Source organism: Bradyrhizobium sp. CCBAU 45389 (genome assembly GCF_028128625.1).
Lineage (GTDB): Bacteria > Pseudomonadota > Alphaproteobacteria > Rhizobiales > Xanthobacteraceae > Bradyrhizobium > Bradyrhizobium liaoningense_B.
In genome coordinates this window covers 25,728-41,024 of sequence record NZ_LBIY01000006.1, presented here as the reverse complement: position 1 = coordinate 41,024, position 15,297 = coordinate 25,728, and the positions used below count along the sequence as shown (strand labels likewise).

General features: G+C 63.7%; 13 protein-coding genes. 7 read left to right on the top strand and 6 right to left on the bottom strand.

What is annotated here, in order from left to right; genetic code table 11:
- Positions 1-223 precede the first annotated feature (223 nt).
- The 3 genes from XH79_RS04870 (at position 224) to XH79_RS04860 (ending at position 3,793) form a co-directional block, all read left to right on the top strand.
- Positions 224-1,933, top strand: a complete 1,710-nt coding sequence (locus tag XH79_RS04870; protein WP_271580967.1) for an adenylate/guanylate cyclase domain-containing protein — start codon at positions 224-226, stop codon at positions 1,931-1,933.
- Between the two features lie 245 nt (positions 1,934-2,178).
- A complete protein-coding gene (locus XH79_RS04865; protein WP_271580894.1) occupies positions 2,179-2,496 on the top strand; it encodes a cupin domain-containing protein in 318 nt (105 codons plus the stop codon).
- 439 nt (positions 2,497-2,935) lie between these two features.
- Complete coding sequence (locus XH79_RS04860) at positions 2,936-3,793, top strand: HD domain-containing protein (protein WP_212347659.1); 858 nt, start codon at positions 2,936-2,938, stop codon at positions 3,791-3,793.
- 1,027 nt (positions 3,794-4,820) lie between these two features.
- On the opposite strand, the gene XH79_RS04855 is transcribed toward XH79_RS04860, so the two are convergent.
- From XH79_RS04855 to XH79_RS04830, 6 genes are all read right to left on the bottom strand, one after another.
- Positions 4,821-5,027 (bottom strand): YodC family protein, encoded by a 207-nt coding sequence (locus XH79_RS04855; protein ID WP_271580893.1) that lies wholly within the window; start codon positions 5,025-5,027, stop codon positions 4,821-4,823.
- A 486-nt stretch (positions 5,028-5,513) separates the two neighbouring features.
- Positions 5,514-6,254: an HAD family hydrolase gene (locus XH79_RS04850; RefSeq protein WP_442869910.1), complete on the bottom strand. Its 741-nt coding sequence runs from the start codon at positions 6,252-6,254 to the stop codon at positions 5,514-5,516.
- Positions 6,251-7,138 (bottom strand): oxygen-dependent coproporphyrinogen oxidase, encoded by an 888-nt coding sequence (hemF, locus tag XH79_RS04845; protein ID WP_271580891.1) that lies wholly within the window; start codon positions 7,136-7,138, stop codon positions 6,251-6,253. Before hemF ends, XH79_RS04850 begins: the two co-directional genes overlap by 4 nt.
- Positions 7,139-7,300: 162 nt before the next feature.
- Complete coding sequence (locus XH79_RS04840; protein WP_018648838.1) at positions 7,301-7,666, bottom strand: 6-pyruvoyl trahydropterin synthase family protein; 366 nt, start codon at positions 7,664-7,666, stop codon at positions 7,301-7,303.
- Between the two features lie 17 nt (positions 7,667-7,683).
- The gene (gene queE / locus XH79_RS04835) at positions 7,684-8,316 is read right to left on the bottom strand and encodes a 7-carboxy-7-deazaguanine synthase (RefSeq protein ID WP_271580890.1); all 633 of its coding nucleotides are present in this window, start codon (positions 8,314-8,316) and stop codon (positions 7,684-7,686) included.
- A 10-nt stretch (positions 8,317-8,326) separates the two neighbouring features.
- Entirely contained in the window at positions 8,327-8,794 is a 468-nt protein-coding gene (locus XH79_RS04830) for a tRNA (cytidine(34)-2'-O)-methyltransferase (protein ID WP_271580889.1), read from the bottom strand.
- Between the two features lie 281 nt (positions 8,795-9,075).
- On the opposite strand from XH79_RS04830, the gene petA reads away from it, so the two are divergent.
- The 4 genes from petA (at position 9,076) to XH79_RS04810 (ending at position 15,244) form a co-directional block, all read left to right on the top strand.
- Positions 9,076-9,606 (top strand): ubiquinol-cytochrome c reductase iron-sulfur subunit, encoded by a 531-nt coding sequence (gene petA, locus XH79_RS04825; RefSeq protein ID WP_011085272.1) that lies wholly within the window; start codon positions 9,076-9,078, stop codon positions 9,604-9,606.
- Between the two features lie 63 nt (positions 9,607-9,669).
- Positions 9,670-11,742 carry a cytochrome b/c1 gene (gene fbcH, locus XH79_RS04820; protein WP_271580888.1) on the top strand — a complete coding sequence of 691 codons (2,073 nt, stop codon included), beginning with the start codon at positions 9,670-9,672 and terminating at the stop codon, positions 11,740-11,742.
- 238 nt (positions 11,743-11,980) lie between these two features.
- On the top strand, positions 11,981-12,655 hold the full coding sequence (locus XH79_RS04815; RefSeq protein ID WP_254116873.1) for a dienelactone hydrolase family protein: 675 nt from the start codon (positions 11,981-11,983) through the stop codon (positions 12,653-12,655).
- A gap of 423 nt (positions 12,656-13,078) precedes the next feature.
- On the top strand, positions 13,079-15,244 hold the full coding sequence (locus tag XH79_RS04810; RefSeq protein ID WP_271580887.1) for an anthranilate synthase component I: 2,166 nt from the start codon (positions 13,079-13,081) through the stop codon (positions 15,242-15,244).
- Positions 15,245-15,297: the final 53 nt, after the last annotated feature.

The following is a 15,297-nucleotide window of genomic DNA, read 5'->3' as shown; positions in this document are numbered from 1 at the left end:
ACACTGTCGCCGCTCGTGATCGCGACCGGCGCGAGGGATATCACTCGGCACCGGCGTCTCCGCCGCCCTTCGTCCGGATGGGACGGCGCCTGTCGTGCTGGGCGATCGGGGGATTATTGTTGGGCTTCCAAGTCTGCCGCCTGAGAGCTACGCTGCTGTCGTCAGTCCAAACCAGCAGGGGGCAGCGGTGGTCACGGCGCGCGTTGAGAGGCGGTTGGCGGCGGTGTTGGCAGCGGACGTTGCCGGCTATTCGCGGTTGATGGGCGCTGATGAAGTCGGCACGCTCGAAGCCCTCAAGGCCATTCGCCGCGAAATCGTTGATCCAGCCATTGCGGAGCACAAGGGCAGGATCGTCAAGACGACTGGCGACGGCCTCCTGGTCGAATTCGCCAGCGCTGTCGACGCGGTGACCTGCGCCATGGCTGTTCAAGAGAAGATGGCTGGCCGGGAAGGGCAGATTGCCTTTCGCATCGGCATCAACATCGGCGACATCATCAGCGATGAAAACGACATCTTTGGTGATGGCGTGAATGTCGCCGCGCGAGTCGAGAACGAGTGCCCGCCGGGTGGCGTGTGTCTGTCCGGAAGTGCGTTCGAACAAGTCAGGGGAAAAACGAAATTCGAGTTCGACGATCTCGGCGAACGATCGCTGAAGAACATCGACCGGAAGGTTCGACTATATGGCGTCAAACCTGGTAACGCGCCGAAGGCAAACATTGCGGACAGCAATCGGCCGCTGCCGTTGCCGGAAAAGGCCTCGATCGCAGTTCTGCCGTTTCAGAACATGTCCGGCGACCCCGAGCAGGAGTACTTCGCTGACGGCATGGTGGAAGACATCATCACTGCGCTGTCGCGTTTCAAATGGCTGTTCGTGATCGCCCGCAATTCGACCTTCACTTACAAGGGGCGGTCCGTCGACATCCGGCAGGTTGGACGGGAGCTGGGTGTTCGTTACGTGCTGGAAGGCAGCGTGCGACGGGCAAGCGACCGGGTACGGATCACAGCGCAGCTCATCGACGCCGAGACCAGGGCCCATATTTGGGCGGATCGCTACGACCGCGCCGTCGACGACATCTTCGCCTTGCAGGATGAAATCACCTTGAGCACGGTCGCCGCGATCGAGCCTAGCCTGCGCCAGGCCGAAATTGAACGGGCGAAGCGCAAGCGTCCTGACAGTCTCGACGCCTACGACCTTGTGCTTCGTGCGACGCCTCTGGTGGATACCGGGATGCCGGAGGGCGCGTCGCAGGCTGTGCCACTCCTCGAGCGCGCACTTGAACTCGAGCCGGACTACGCGCTCGCGCACGGGCAGACGGCGTTCTGCAATGAAATCCTGTATCTGCGAGCGGGCAGGCGTGAAGAAAATCGCGCAGCTGCGATACGGCACGCGCACACCGCAGTGGCGCTTGGCCCCGACGATGCCCCGGCACTTGTCTACGCCGCGATCGCGATCGGTCTTGTCGAACACGACCGTGTGCTGGCTCTCGAAACGTTCGAGGCTGCCCTCGCAATTTCCCCATCGGCAGCGTGGGCGTATTCCTGGGGCGCGTTGATTTTGGGCTGGGGAGGGGAAGCCGAGCGTGCCATCGAATGGGGCGAGCGGGGTATCCGGCTCAGTCCGCTCGATCCGTGGATCACGGCGGCGCTGCATGGCATTTGCATGGGCCATTTTCTTCGCGGCCGCTATGAAGATGCTGCTGCGGCGGCGCAACGGGCCATTCGGAGCAAGCCAGGTTTTAGCGTCTCGCACATGTTTCTGGCCGCATCGCTCGCCAAGCTCGGACGAATGCAAGATGCGAACGCGGCTGCCGAACGGGTCATGCAGCTTCAACCCAACTTCAGCAGCAATGGTCAGTGCTCCGCCATCGGTTGCGTGCCGGTGCTTGCAGCACCTCTTATCGAAGCAATGCGCGCTTCAGGTCTTCCCGACTGATCCGGCGATTACGGTGACAGTGCTTTAATATCACCGTCAGACAGCGCGGCTTCGATCAGCTTGCTGAGCTTAAGCGGGTCGGCTCAACTAAGTGCACGTCATCGCAATTCATGGCTTGCATATGATTAGCCTGCCATACTTTTGCGTCAGGCCCGACGCTGGTCGGATCGACGCCCGCTCTTGCCCAGGATGCGGTCGTCGCAACGCTTCCTCAGGACATTCATTTCGAGGGACATGCCGGAGCGGTGGGGCTCGCGACCCTGTATGGCGACCCGAAGAAGGCGGGAGTGTTTTTGGAACGGGTGAAGATCCCGGCTGGCTACAAGATCATGCCGCATTGGCATGGTGAGACACGAATGGCCATCGTTCTGTCCGGCACCTTGTACTATGCGAACGGCGATCAGTGGGATGAGAGCAAATTCAGGGCATACCCGCCCGGCTCGTTCCTGATTGAACCAGCGAAAATCTCTCATTTCGCGATGGCAAAGGACGGCGAGGTCGTTCTTCAAGCGACGAGTGTCGGTCCGAGCAGCACGGTCAGGATTGAACAAGCGAGGAAGTAGGTCTGTGCTGGCGCACGCCTCAGCCTGAATGTTCGCTTCCGGCCGATCTGCGAAGTCCATTGTGGTCCGCTTGGCAGGGCGGAGCGGACTTGCTCCCTCCGAGGTCTCCGCGTTTTTGTCCAACGGCCGCGGCGGAGCAGCTCGTCGCGTAGATGATCCCGGCGCAATCGGCATTCGCGCCGGGGACTATGAATCGAACGCTATACCCATAGCGTCGGCTTGCGAGCCCAAACCGGAAGTCGCCCGGCATGGCCGTCATCGACGGCTTGTGACGCTAAGCAGAAGTCGCTACTGGGCACACGCGTAGTCCGGCGTCGCTGCTGTTGATCTAAGTCAATGATCACCCATCCTTTGGCTTCACACCACTACGGTCGTCCTCTCCCTCCCGATCCTGCAGAAGGCCTCCTGAAGGTTCGGCGACCAAAGTGAGAGATTGCTCATGATAACGATCCCAGAACTGACGTCCCAGGCGCTCGGTGCGTTCCTGATCTCGGAGACAAGCGGTCGCTTCGGCTCGTCCCACGCCAACTTGCCGGAATTGCTCCCCTATGCAGCAAAGCTGGCCCTGGAATGTATTGGTAACAGCGATGCACTCTACCACAACGTCGAGCACACCTTGTTGGTCACGCTGGTGGGGCACGACATCCTGATCGGGCGCTCCCTTCTTAGGCCAACGACGGCTAGCGACTATGCTCACTTCATCCTGGCGTGCCTGCTTCACGACATTGGCTACGTTCGGGGAATAGTTCACGGAGACGAGGACGGTACCTATGTGGTTGATGGTACCGGCCGAACGGTTAAGTTACCGATCGGCTCCTCCGATGCAGCGCTTGCGCCCTATCATGTCGACCGCTCAAAATTATTCGCCGTGGAGCGTCTTGACGCAGTTGACGAAATTGACGCCGCTCGCGTTGCCCAAGCCATCGAATACACTCGTTTTCCTTATGCAGAGGCATCAGCGAACGAACTCAAGGATGATCTTGATGAAGAGGAAGGTTTGTTGCTTCGCGCCGCCGACCTGATCGGACAGCTCGGCGATCCGAACTACATGAGGAAATCAAATGCGCTGTTCTACGAGTTCGAGGAGATAGGACTCAACAAATCGCTCGGATACGCCACGCCCGCGGACGTGGTGTACAAATATCCTCAGTTCTACTGGACCAAGGTCGCACCGCACATCCAAACTGCCATTCGCTATTTGAATGTAACCTCGAGCGGAAGACAATGGATCAGCAGTCTCTATGGCAATGTCCTTCGCGCTGAGCGAGAGGTCGGACTTTCTGGTCCGGAGCTATAGGCGTTCCAATACTGTGATTTCGGGTTGATCCCGATCAATTCTCCGACGCTCAGAACTGACGATAGCTGACATGGCCGGTGGCTCCGTCCCGATGGAATCGGAACGGAGACACTCCTTCTTCGAGCGAACCGGAATGCACGTCGCTCGAAAATGCTTTCGCGCTAGCGCTTCGATCGCTTGAGCTCGGCGACCTGAAACTTGTTGCCGGCGGAGAGGCTGCTGCAGACCCAGTAGGCTCTGTTCCGATAGTCGCCCAGGAACACCCTGGTCTCGACGCAATCCACGTAGCTCTTGTGAGTGATGGTGTCCGTGCAGGTCGGCGAGAAAGGTGCATTGGCTTGTCCGCCGCCCGACTCGCTGCACCCGACCCAGGGATCCTTGCCGTGTCTGAAGCTTGTTTGACAGCCACCGTTGCAACTGCTGGCGACTTTCTCCAGCGCGGCAAGCCTCGCCAATGGTGAACCCGGCGCCGGCGCTGGCGTTCGGCCGGTTGACGGTTCACCGGTTGCCGATCGGATGCGGCGGGTTGACGAGGTCGAGCGAGATGCCCCGGTGTTGACCGCCTGTTTCGGCCTTGCCGCCTGCTTCGGCGCTTCGACCGTGACGGAGGGGACCTGGGTGGCGGGGCTTGTGGCCGTTTGCGACACGGCCGGGCCGCACAGCAAGACCGTTGACAAGAAAGCGAAGGCTGAAGGCGCGACAAATCCTGGCGACAATCTCATGATATGTCCTTTCGCGGACGGACAATCCGTCCCAATCAGGCACGCCGCAAAATGCTAGCCGAAACTTCCGAACCTGACTACCGGGGGTTGAAACGATTTCTGCGGATGACTGCCATGCACATGGTGACGGAGGAGAATGCGAACTACACGCTCCAGGCGGCTGCCATGTCAGCTCCATGTCAGCTCCTGGCCCCTCCGCGACATCCACCGATGTCCGCTATCGCGCCGTGATCGGCCGAGAAGCGGACAGCGGGAGCGCCGGAGCGGAACGCTCCGATCCGACGAGGATGCGGTTTTAGTGGTGTCTACTCCTCGTCGTCGTCCTCGTCTTCGTCGTCTTCTTCCTCGTCCTCTTCCACCTGCACCAGCGCGGCCAGCGGCAGCGTCTCGCGGAAGAGATCGCCTTCCATGCCCATCCAGAGGCAGAGCGCCTCGTCCGCCTTCACCTCCGCAACCGTCAGCGGCTGGCCGCCGGATTTCAGCATCACGACATCGCCGGCTTTCAAGTCCATGGATTGTCCTTTCGGGTTGATCGACCCGGCGGAGGCTAGCAGGCGGTCATGACACGCCGAACACGGGCGAGGGGGCATGCCGGGCGCGTCGGTACCGCACGGCACCTTCCCTGCGGCCATCCTTCGAGACGCCCGCTTTGGGCGGGCTCCTCAGGATGAGGACGGAGTGCGCGGCCGTTGTTTCAGCGGCGCCGATGCTGATGAGCCTCATCCTGAGGAGACCGCTGGAAGCGGTCGTCTCGAAGGATGGGGCGTGCGCGCAGGCCGTCCAAAGTGCCATATGCGATTGCCCTGGACGGGGGGTGCCGAGACTTGAGCGCGGGTTCAGCTCCGCGGGAGCTTGTCCATCGCAGGTTTCGACGATGGCATTATGCCCCTGTTTTGCCCGACGGGTCAAACGCGTTTCGTAAAATCCGTAAGCTTTTGATTCTGCAGCAGCCGGCTACTGTGCATGGGGTTGTTTTCGCAATTTTTGTTTGCGCCCCGTTACGGCTGGTCCGGCACCAGTTCGGTCAGCGAGCGGATGATGCGGTCGGGCTTGACGGTCGAGCCCTCGGGCAGGCCCTCGCCGTGCACGTCCATCCAGATCGCATAGATGCCGAGGCGCTGCGGCGTCACGACCTCCCATTCCAGATTGTCGCCGATCATCCAGGTGTCCTTGGCGGTGACGCCGAGCGCGTCCATCGCGTGCAGATAGGCGCGCTCCTCGGGCTTGCCGAAGCCGTGCTCGCCCTCGATCTGGATGTGGTGAAAGCGGTGTGCCAACTCGAAGCGCTCGACCTTGGCGCGCTGCATGTCGGCGGCGCCGTTGGTCACCAGCGCGAGCTTGATGCCGAGCGCCTTCAGCCTGTCGATCGCCTCATGCGCGCCGGGGAAGACGAACATCTCCTCCTCGCGATAGGCGGTGAAGCGGTCGGCGAGGCGGATGGCGAGATCGTCGGGAAGGGCGCGATGGCCGGCCGCCGCAAGCGCGGCAAAGCCGCCCTTGACCGTCAGGTGCCGCGCCTCGGCGAGCTTCATCCGCCAGGCGGCTTCCGCATTCGCCCAGAAGTTTCGCGCGAAGGCCAGCACGGCGGTCGCGACCTCAGCCGGCGGCAGCGGCGCAAGCTCCTCGGCGAACTCGTTCGCGATCGTGTTCCAGGCGATCTCGGGCCGGCCATAGGCCGACAGGATGGTGTCGTCCATGTCGATCAGCATGGCGCGCGGCAGCGGTCTCACAGCGCTCATGGCCACTTCACCTCCGGCGGCAGCGACGACAGGATCGAGTCCACATTGCCGCCGGTCTTGAGCCCGAAGATGGTGCCGCGGTCGTAGAGCAGGTTGAACTCGACATAGCGGCCGCGCCGGATCAATTGCTCCTCGCGGTCCGCAGCGGTCCAGGCGCTCGCGAAATTGCGCCTGACGATGTCAGGATAGATCTTCAGGAAGGCGCGGCCGACATCCTGGGTGAAGGCGAGGTCGGCGTCCCAGTCGCCGCTGTCGTGCCAGTCGTAGAAGATGCCGCCGATGCCGCGCGCCTCTTTCCGGTGCGGCAGGTAGAAATATTCGTCGCACCATGTCTTGTACTTGTCGTAGTCGGCAACGCCGTTCGGCTGGTCGCAGGCTTCCTTCATCGCAGCGTGGAAGGCGATGCTGTCCGCATCCTCCTGCGTGCGCCGGCGCTCCAGCACCGGCGTCAGGTCCGCGCCCCCGCCGAACCAGGCTTTTGTCGTCACGACGAAGCGTGTGTTCATGTGCACGGCGGGGACGTGCGGATTGCGCATATGCGCGATCAGCGAGATGCCGGAGGCCCAGAATTTTGGATCCTCTGCGGCGCCGGGGATCTGCGCGCGAAACTCGGGTGCGAATTCGCCGTGCACGGTCGAGCAGTGCACGCCGACCTTCTCGAACAGCCGGCCTGACATCATCGACATCACGCCGCCGCCGCCGGCCGCGCCGGTGTGGTCGGTGCGCTGCCAGGGCGTGCGTTCGAAGCGGCCGGCCTCGCCGGGATAGAGGCTTCGCGGCGCATCATCCTCGAGGTGCTCGAAGCTCGCGCAGATGTCGTCGCGCAAGCGCTCGAACCAGGCGCGAGCACGCGTCTTGTGGTCTTCGATCGTTGAGGCGTCCATATCCAAATCCCAAACCGGCTCTCGTAGGGTGAGCAAAGGCGCCCCTGCGCCGTGCCCACCAATTATCATTGTCGTCCTCGATCGGTGGGCACGCTTCCGCCTTCGCTCTACGAGCTACGGCGGACAAGGCGCTTTGCCCACCCTGCGAGACCGAGATCGTAGCTATCCTTGCGGACCGTAATAGGTGCAGCTCTCGTTGCAACTGTCGCGGTGGATGCTGACGCGGGTCAGCTTGCCGATATGCTGTAGCCGCTCCCAGACGAAGCGCGAGAGGTTTTCCAGCGTCGGCTTGCCGAGCGCCTCGATCTTGTTGAGATACTTGTGGTCGAGCGTGAGCCGGACATCCTCGATGGCGCGCTGGAGCAGGCCGAGATCGACCACCATGCCGGTGTCGGGGTCGGGCGTGCCGCGGACGGTCACCTCGGCGCGGAAGGAGTGGCCGTGGATCTCTTCGCTCGCCGCGCCAAAGGTCGTTCCCGACAGCGAATGCGCCGCCTCGAAGCGGAACGATTTCGTCAATTCCCACATCTGTTCGAAAACCAATCCTATCTGATGCCGAGCGATTTATGCGTCTGCACGCTGAGCCGCCATTGCGGATGCTGCAGGCAGTAGTCGATCGCCCGTGCGGTGTTCTCGGCGACCTCGGGCCCGTCCATCGGCTGCAGCGAGAAGCGCTCGAAGGCGAGGTCCGCGAAAGTCTCGGGAGCGGCGAGGGCCTGCGGATAGACCAGCTTCAACTCGTGGCCGCGGCGCAGCACGAGCTCGCTGCCGCCCTTGGGGCTGACGCAGATCCAGTCGAGCCCTTCGGGCGCCTCGATCGTGCCGTTGGTCTCGACGCCGATCTCGAAACCTCGCGCATGGAGCGCCGCGATCAGGGCGTCGTCGACCTGGAGCAGCGGCTCGCCGCCGGTCAGCACCACATAGCGGTTGGCCGCTGAGGCCGTCCATTGTGCGGCGATGGTGTCGGCGAGGTCCGCGGCCGAGGCATAGCGGCCGCCCAGCGTGCCGTCGGTGCCGACGAAATCCGTGTCGCAGAACTTGCAGGTCGCATCCATGCGGTCGGCCTCGCGGCCGCTCCAGAGGTTGCAGCCGGCAAAGCGGCAGAACACGGACGCGCGCCCGGCATGGGCGCCTTCGCCTTGCAGGGTCAGGAAGATCTCCTTGACCGCGTAACTCAATTGTCTCTCCTCAATCCTGTGGACCGCTGGGGTTCCGGGTCTGCCGCAGCGCCTCGCCTGCGGCCATCGCCACGCTCATGGCGACATTGAGCGATCGCAGCCCTGCCGCGATCGGGATCACCAGCCGCGCATCGGCGGCCTCGACCACCGCGTCGGTGACGCCGGCGCTCTCGCGTCCGAATAGCAGGATGTCCGACGTCTGGTAATGAAAATCGCGGTAGTCGGTGGCGGCCTTGGTGGTGAACAGCAGCAGGCGGTAGCCTTGGCCTGCGCGCCAGTCCTCGAATTTCGCCCAGGAGTCGTGCCTGACGATACTGACATGGTCGAGGTAATCCATTCCCGCCCGGCGGAAATGCCGGTCGGAGACCGGGAACCCCGCAGGTTCGATGATATGGGCGGCCATCCCCAGGCAGGCGCAGAGCCTGAGAATCGTGCCGGTGTTCTGGGGGATGTCGGGCTGGAAAAGTGCGATCTGCATGGGCGGCGGCGGGTTGGTTGCGGGCCGGAAATGTCTCAATAAAACATCGCCTGCCCGGGAATTCGTGCATTGCACGCTTCCCCGCCGTTAGCGGGCTTGCGCTCGCCCGGCAAGGGTGCCAATAGAACGATTCTGGACTGCTGTTTTCGCCCTGTTTTGGTGGGGACAAGCGAAGTTCTGCCGCCGCGGGGGGCCGCGGGCGCCGGCAGCACTGTTCCGGGGACCTTTGGGGGGCTCCTGGAACGGTTCCACCGGCAGCATAAGAAGAAAGGGTTGGAATCGTGACGACAGCGTCTTCGGCGGACCATCCGACACGCCGTGATTTCTTATTCGTTGCAACGGGGGCAGCTGCAGCAGTAGGGGGCGCGGCCGCGCTCTGGCCCTTCATCTCTCAAATGAATCCTGATGCCTCGACCATCGCCGCCGGTGCGCCGATCGAGGTCGATCTCAGCCCGATCGCCGAGGGCCAGGACATCAAGGTGTTCTGGCGCGGCAAGCCGATCTACATCAGCCACCGCACCAAGAAGCAGATCGACGAGGCACGCGCGGTCAACGTGGCGAGCCTGCCCGATCCGCAGTCCGACGAGGCCCGGGTCAAGTCCGGCCACGAGCAGTGGCTGGTCGTGATCGGCATCTGCACCCATCTCGGCTGCATCCCGATCGCTCATGAAGGCAACTACGACGGGTTCTTCTGCCCCTGCCATGGTTCGCAATACGACTCGTCCGGCCGCATCCGCCAGGGGCCCGCGCCCGCGAACCTGCCGGTGCCGCCGTACCAGTTCGTTTCCGACACCAAAATCCAGATCGGCTGAGCTTCGGGCCTTCGTCCGAAGCTTCGCGCCGTCTCGTCGTAGTTATTTCCTCAGGATCGCATCATGAGCGGACCATCCGACTACCAGCCGAGCAATCCGGCCCTGCAATGGATCGAGCGGCGTCTGCCGATCTTTGGTCTCATCCATTCCTCCTTCGTCGCCTATCCCACCCCGCGCAACCTGAACTATTGGTGGACCTTCGGCGCCATCCTCTCCTTCATGCTGGGGATGCAGATCCTGACCGGCGTGATCCTGGCGATGCACTACACGCCGAATGCCGATCTCGCCTTCAAGTCGGTCGAGCTGATCGTCCGTGACGTGAACTACGGCTGGCTGCTGCGCAACATGCACGCGGTCGGCGCCTCGATGTTCTTCGTCGCCGTCTACGTCCACATGTTCCGCGGCCTTTATTACGGGTCGTACAAGGAGCCGCGCGAGGTGCTGTGGATCCTCGGCGTCATCATCTACCTCCTGATGATGGCCACCGGCTTCATGGGCTACGTGCTTCCCTGGGGCCAGATGAGCTTCTGGGGCGCCACCGTCATCACCAACCTGTTCTCCGCCATTCCCTATGTCGGCGAGAGCATCGTGACGCTGCTGTGGGGCGGCTATTCGGTCGGCAACCCGACGCTGAACCGCTTCTTCTCGCTGCACTATCTCTTGCCGTTCGTGATCGCGGGCGTCGTCGTGCTGCATGTCTGGGCGCTGCACGTGGCCGGCCAGAACAATCCTGACGGCGTCGAGCCGAAGACGGAAAAGGACACGGTGCCGTTCACGCCGCACGCGACCATCAAGGACATGTTCGGCGTCGCCTGCTTCATGCTGCTCTACGCCTGGTTCATCTTCTACATGCCGAACTATCTCGGCGACGCCGACAACTACATCCCGGCGAACCCGGGCGTGACGCCGCCGCACATCGTGCCGGAATGGTATTACCTGCCGTTCTACGCGATCCTGCGCTCGATCCCGAACAAGCTCGCCGGTGTCATCGCGATGTTCGGGGCGATCATCATCCTGTGCTTCCTGCCCTGGCTCGATGCCGCCAAGACCAGGTCGTCGAAGTACCGCCCGCTGGCCAAGCAGTTCTTCTGGATCTTCGTCGCGGTCTGCATCCTGCTCGGCTATCTCGGTGCGCAGCCGCCGGAGGGCATCTACGTGGTCGCCGGCCGCGTCCTGACGGTCTGCTACTTCGCCTACTTCCTGATCGTGCTGCCGCTGCTCTCGCGCATCGAGAAGCCGCGGCCGGTGCCGAACTCGATCTCGGACGCGGTGCTCGCCAAGACCGGCAGCCGATCGACGCCGATGGTGTCGACCGCGATCGTGCTGGCGCTCGCCGGCTCGCTGTTCGCGGGCTCGATCGACAGCGCGAAGGCCTCCGAAGGCAGCGACACGCCTCCGGGCAACAAATGGTCGTTCGCCGGCCCTTTCGGTAAGTTCGACCGCGGTGCGCTCCAGCGCGGCCTGAAGGTCTACAAGGAGGTCTGCGCCAGCTGCCACGGCCTGTCCTACATCGCCTTCCGCAACCTTTCGGAGCCCGGCGGGCCCGGCTATTCCGTGGCGCAGGCAGCTGCGTTTGCCTCCGACTACAAGATCAAGGACGGTCCGAACGACGCGGGTGACATGTTCGAGCGTCCGGGCCGGCCGGCGGACTATTTCCCCTCGCCGTTCCCGAACGAGCAGGCCGCGCGCGCGGCGAACGGCGGCGCGGCGCCGCCCGACCTGTCGCTGATCACCAAGGCGCGCTCCTATAAGCGCGGCTTTCCCTGGTTCATCTTCGACTTCTTCACCCAGTACCAGGAGCAGGGCCCGGACTACGTCGCGGCGGTGCTTCAGGGGTTTGAGGAGAAGGTGCCGGAGGGCGTCACCATCCCGGAGGGCTCGTACTTCAACAAGTACTTCCCGGGCCATGCCATCAAGATGCCGAAGCCGCTCAGCGACGGCCAGGTGACCTATGACGACGGCTCGCCGACCACGGTCGCGCAATATTCGAAGGACGTCACCACCTTCCTGATGTGGACCGCCGAACCCCACATGGAGGCCCGCAAGCAGCTCGGCTTCCAAGTGTTCGTGTTCCTGATCATCTTCGCGCTCATGATGTACTTCACCAAGAAGAAGGTCTGGGCCGACTCGCACTGAGCGGCGCGCGACGAGAAACGAAGAAGCCCCCGCAAGGGGGCTTTTTTATTGGCTGTCATTCCGGGGCGATGCGTCAGCATCGAGCCCGGAATCCATTCATCCACCAACTCCGTGGCCCAATGGATTCCGGGTTCGCGCTTCGTGCGCCCCGGAATGACAGGAGTGTGGATTGCGTCATCGGCTCTCACCCGCCAAAATACCGCCAACCGCTCCCCCAGAAACTCACCCGGAGGACACCATGGGAACCGCCATCACCTTCAAGCGCCCGGACGGCAAGGACGCCTCGGGCTATCTCGCCAATGCCGCGCGCGGCAACGCGCCGGGTGTGGTCGTGATCCAGGAATGGTGGGGTCTGTCGGACCAGATCAAGGGCCTGTGCGACCGCTTCGCGCTGGCCGGCTTTGATGCGCTGGCGCCCGATCTCTACAAGGGCAAGGTGGTGCCGTATCACGACACGGATTCCGCCAACAAGGAAATGAACTCGCTCGACTTCATGGACGCCACCACGCAGACCGTGCGCGGCGCCACGCAGTACCTGTCGCGCAATGGCGCCAAGGTCGGCCTGACCGGCTTCTGCCTCGGCGGCGCCGTGACCATCATCGGCGCGACGAAAATCCCGGAGCTTGCGGCCGGCGTCGTGTTCTACGGCATCCCGCCGGAGCAGGCGGCCAAGCCCGCCGACGTCAAGATCCCGCTCCAGGCCCATTTTGCCAACAAGGACGATTGGTGCACGCCGGAGCTGGTCAGCGGCTTCGAGAAGGCCATGAAGGCCGCCGGCAAGTCGCTGGAGCTGTTCCGCTATGACGCCGAGCACGCCTTCGTCAACGAGCAGCGCCAGGCCGTGCACGACCGCGAAGCCGCCGAGCTCGCCTGGGGCCGGGCGACTGAGTTTTTCAGGAAGCATCTGGGGTAGGGGGTGCGCTAGTCGCGCCGGTGTAGTCCCGGCGAAGGCCTGGACCCATAACCACAGGATCTTGTGGCTGAGGCGGGCTGCCACTTCGAGTCGTCGCCGAACTCAGTTCGGTGGCTGTGGGTCCCGGCCCCCCGTGCGCAATTGCGCACTAGGCCGGGACGACGGCGGAGATCGACGTTGCTCCATCCGGGCTACGGCATGGGGCCCACCCTTGACGCCGCCCCCGGGCCATGGTGAGTATCGCGCCCATGAGCACCGCCGTCCGCCCAGCCCGTCTTTGGTGGCGCACCTCCTGACGAGGTGGCCGGTGCGATTTCTTTTCTCAAAATCGTCGAAGGTCGCCAGCACAGCGCGGCGGCCTGATCGTTTGTCCTGTGTGGCGTTCCCTCGGCAAGTCTCGTAAGAGGACCCCAAGAGGATCACATGAACAGGACAGTCTTTGCCCTTCCGGCCAGAAGTGAGTACGCGACCCGCGCGGGTCTCGCGATCACGCGCGTGGCGGAGCAGTTTACCGGCGGCGCCAACAGGCTCGACGATCTCGTCAACCTGCTCGACCGCCGCCGCGGCGTGGTGCTGTCCTCGGGCACGACCGTGCCCGGCCGCTACGAGAGCTTCGACCTCGGCTTCTCCGATCCGCCGCTCAAGCTCGAGACGGTTGGCGTCAATTTCAAGCTGGAAGCGCTGAACGAACGCGGGCAGGTGCTGATCGCCTTCCTCGGCGATGTGCTGCGCGAGCCCTGCGTGGTGATCTCCGAGAAGTCGACGACGCGCCTTGCCGGTCACATCATTCGCGGCGATGCCCCGGTCGAGGAAGACCAGCGCACCCGCCGCGCCAGCGTGATGTCGCTGGTGCGCGACCTCGTCGCCGCCTTCTCCGCCAATGACGACGGGCTGCTCGGCCTGTTCGGCGCCTTCGCCTACGACCTCGTGTTCCAGATCGAGGACCTCGTGCAGAAGCGCTCCCGCGAGGCCGACCAGCGCGACATCGTGCTGTACGTGCCCGATCGCCTGCTGGCCTATGACCGCGCCACCGGTCGCGGCGTGGTGCTCTCCTACGATTTCGCCTGGAAGGGCAAGTCCACCGAGGGCCTGCCGCGCGAGACCGCCGACAGCCCGTATCTGAAGACGCCGCGCCAGGGTTTTGCCGATCACGCCCCCGGCGAATATCAGGCGACCGTCGAGACTGCTCGCGCGGCCTTTGCCCGCGGCGACCTGTTCGAGGCCGTGCCCGGCCAGCTCTTCGCCGAGCCCTGCGACCGCTCGCCGGCCGAAGTGTTCCAGCGCCTCTGCGTCATCAACCCGTCGCCCTACGGCGCGCTGATGAATCTCGGCGAGGGCGAGTTTCTCGTCTCGGCTTCGCCCGAAATGTTCGTGCGCTCCGACGGCCGCCGCGTCGAGACCTGCCCGATCTCCGGCACGATCGCGCGCGGCCTTGATGCGATCGGCGATGCCGAGCAGATCCGCCAGCTCCTGAACTCGGAGAAGGACGAGTTCGAGCTCAACATGTGCACCGACGTCGACCGCAACGACAAGGCGCGCGTCTGCGTGCCTGGCACGATCAAGGTGCTGGCACGCCGCCAGATCGAGACTTACTCGAAGCTCTTCCACACCGTCGATCACGTCGAGGGCATGCTGCGCCCCGGCTTCGACGCGCTCGATGCCTTCCTCACCCACGCCTGGGCGGTCACCGTCACCGGGGCGCCCAAGCTGTGGGCGATGCAGTTCGTCGAGGATCACGAGCGCTCGCCGCGGCGCTGGTATGCGGGTGCGATCGGCGCGGTGAATTTCGACGGCAGCATCAACACCGGCCTCACCATCCGCACCATCCGCATGAAGGATGGCCTCGCCGAAGTGCGCGTCGGCGCCACCTGCCTGTTCGATTCAGATCCGGCTGCGGAAGACCGTGAATGCCAGGTCAAGGCTGCCGCGCTGTTCCAGGCGCTGCGCGGCGATCCGCCAAAGCCGCTCTCGACCTTTGCGCCCGATGCGACCGGGTCGGGCAAGCGCGTGCTGCTGATCGATCACGACGACAGCTTCGTGCACATGCTCGCCGATTATTTCCGCCAGGTCGGCGCCGAGGTCACCGTGGTCCGCTATGTGCATGCGCTCGACATGCTCAAGCAGAAGAGGTGGGATTTGCTGGTGCTGTCGCCCGGCCCGGGCCGACCTGAGGATTTCGGGATCAAGAAGACCATCGATGCGGCGCTGGAGAAGAAGCTGCCGGTGTTCGGCGTCTGCCTCGGCGTGCAGGCGATCGGCGAATATTTCGGCGGTGAGCTCGGCCAGCTGACCCATCCCGCCCACGGCCGGCCCTCGCGGGTCCAGGTACGCGGCGGGCGGCTGATGCGCAATCTGCCGAACGAGATCGTCATCGGCCGCTATCACTCGCTCTATGTCGAGCGCGACAGCATGCCGGACGTGTTGTCGGTCACCGCCAGCACCGAGGACGGCGTCGCCATGGCGCTGGAGCACAAGACCCTGCCGGTCGCCGGCGTGCAATTCCACCCGGAATCGCTGATGTCGCTCGGCGGCGAGGTGGGCTTGCGTATTGTCGAAAATGCGTTCCGGCTGGATGCCGGGGCGAATTGAGTGCATGCTTCATGCTCGTCATTCCGGGGCGATGCGCAGCATCGAACCCGGAA

What these genes read in the sequence shown, in the direction of transcription:
- XH79_RS04850 (WP_442869910.1), bottom strand. Translation starts at nt 6,254, where the DNA reads ATGAGCGCTGTGAGACCGCTGCCGCGCGCCATGCTGATCGACATGGAC.
- XH79_RS04815 (WP_254116873.1), top strand. Translation starts at nt 11,981, where the DNA reads ATGGGAACCGCCATCACCTTCAAGCGCCCGGACGGCAAGGACGCCTCG.
- XH79_RS04855 (WP_271580893.1), bottom strand. Translation starts at nt 5,027, where the DNA reads ATGGACTTGAAAGCCGGCGATGTCGTGATGCTGAAATCCGGCGGCCAG.
- XH79_RS04860 (WP_212347659.1), top strand. Translation starts at nt 2,936, where the DNA reads ATGATAACGATCCCAGAACTGACGTCCCAGGCGCTCGGTGCGTTCCTG.
- XH79_RS04810 (WP_271580887.1), top strand. Translation starts at nt 13,079, where the DNA reads ATGAACAGGACAGTCTTTGCCCTTCCGGCCAGAAGTGAGTACGCGACC.
- XH79_RS04830 (WP_271580889.1), bottom strand. Translation starts at nt 8,794, where the DNA reads ATGCAGATCGCACTTTTCCAGCCCGACATCCCCCAGAACACCGGCACG.
- fbcH (WP_271580888.1), top strand. Translation starts at nt 9,670, where the DNA reads ATGAGCGGACCATCCGACTACCAGCCGAGCAATCCGGCCCTGCAATGG.
- hemF (WP_271580891.1), bottom strand. Translation starts at nt 7,138, where the DNA reads ATGGACGCCTCAACGATCGAAGACCACAAGACGCGTGCTCGCGCCTGG.
- XH79_RS04840 (WP_018648838.1), bottom strand. Translation starts at nt 7,666, where the DNA reads ATGTGGGAATTGACGAAATCGTTCCGCTTCGAGGCGGCGCATTCGCTG.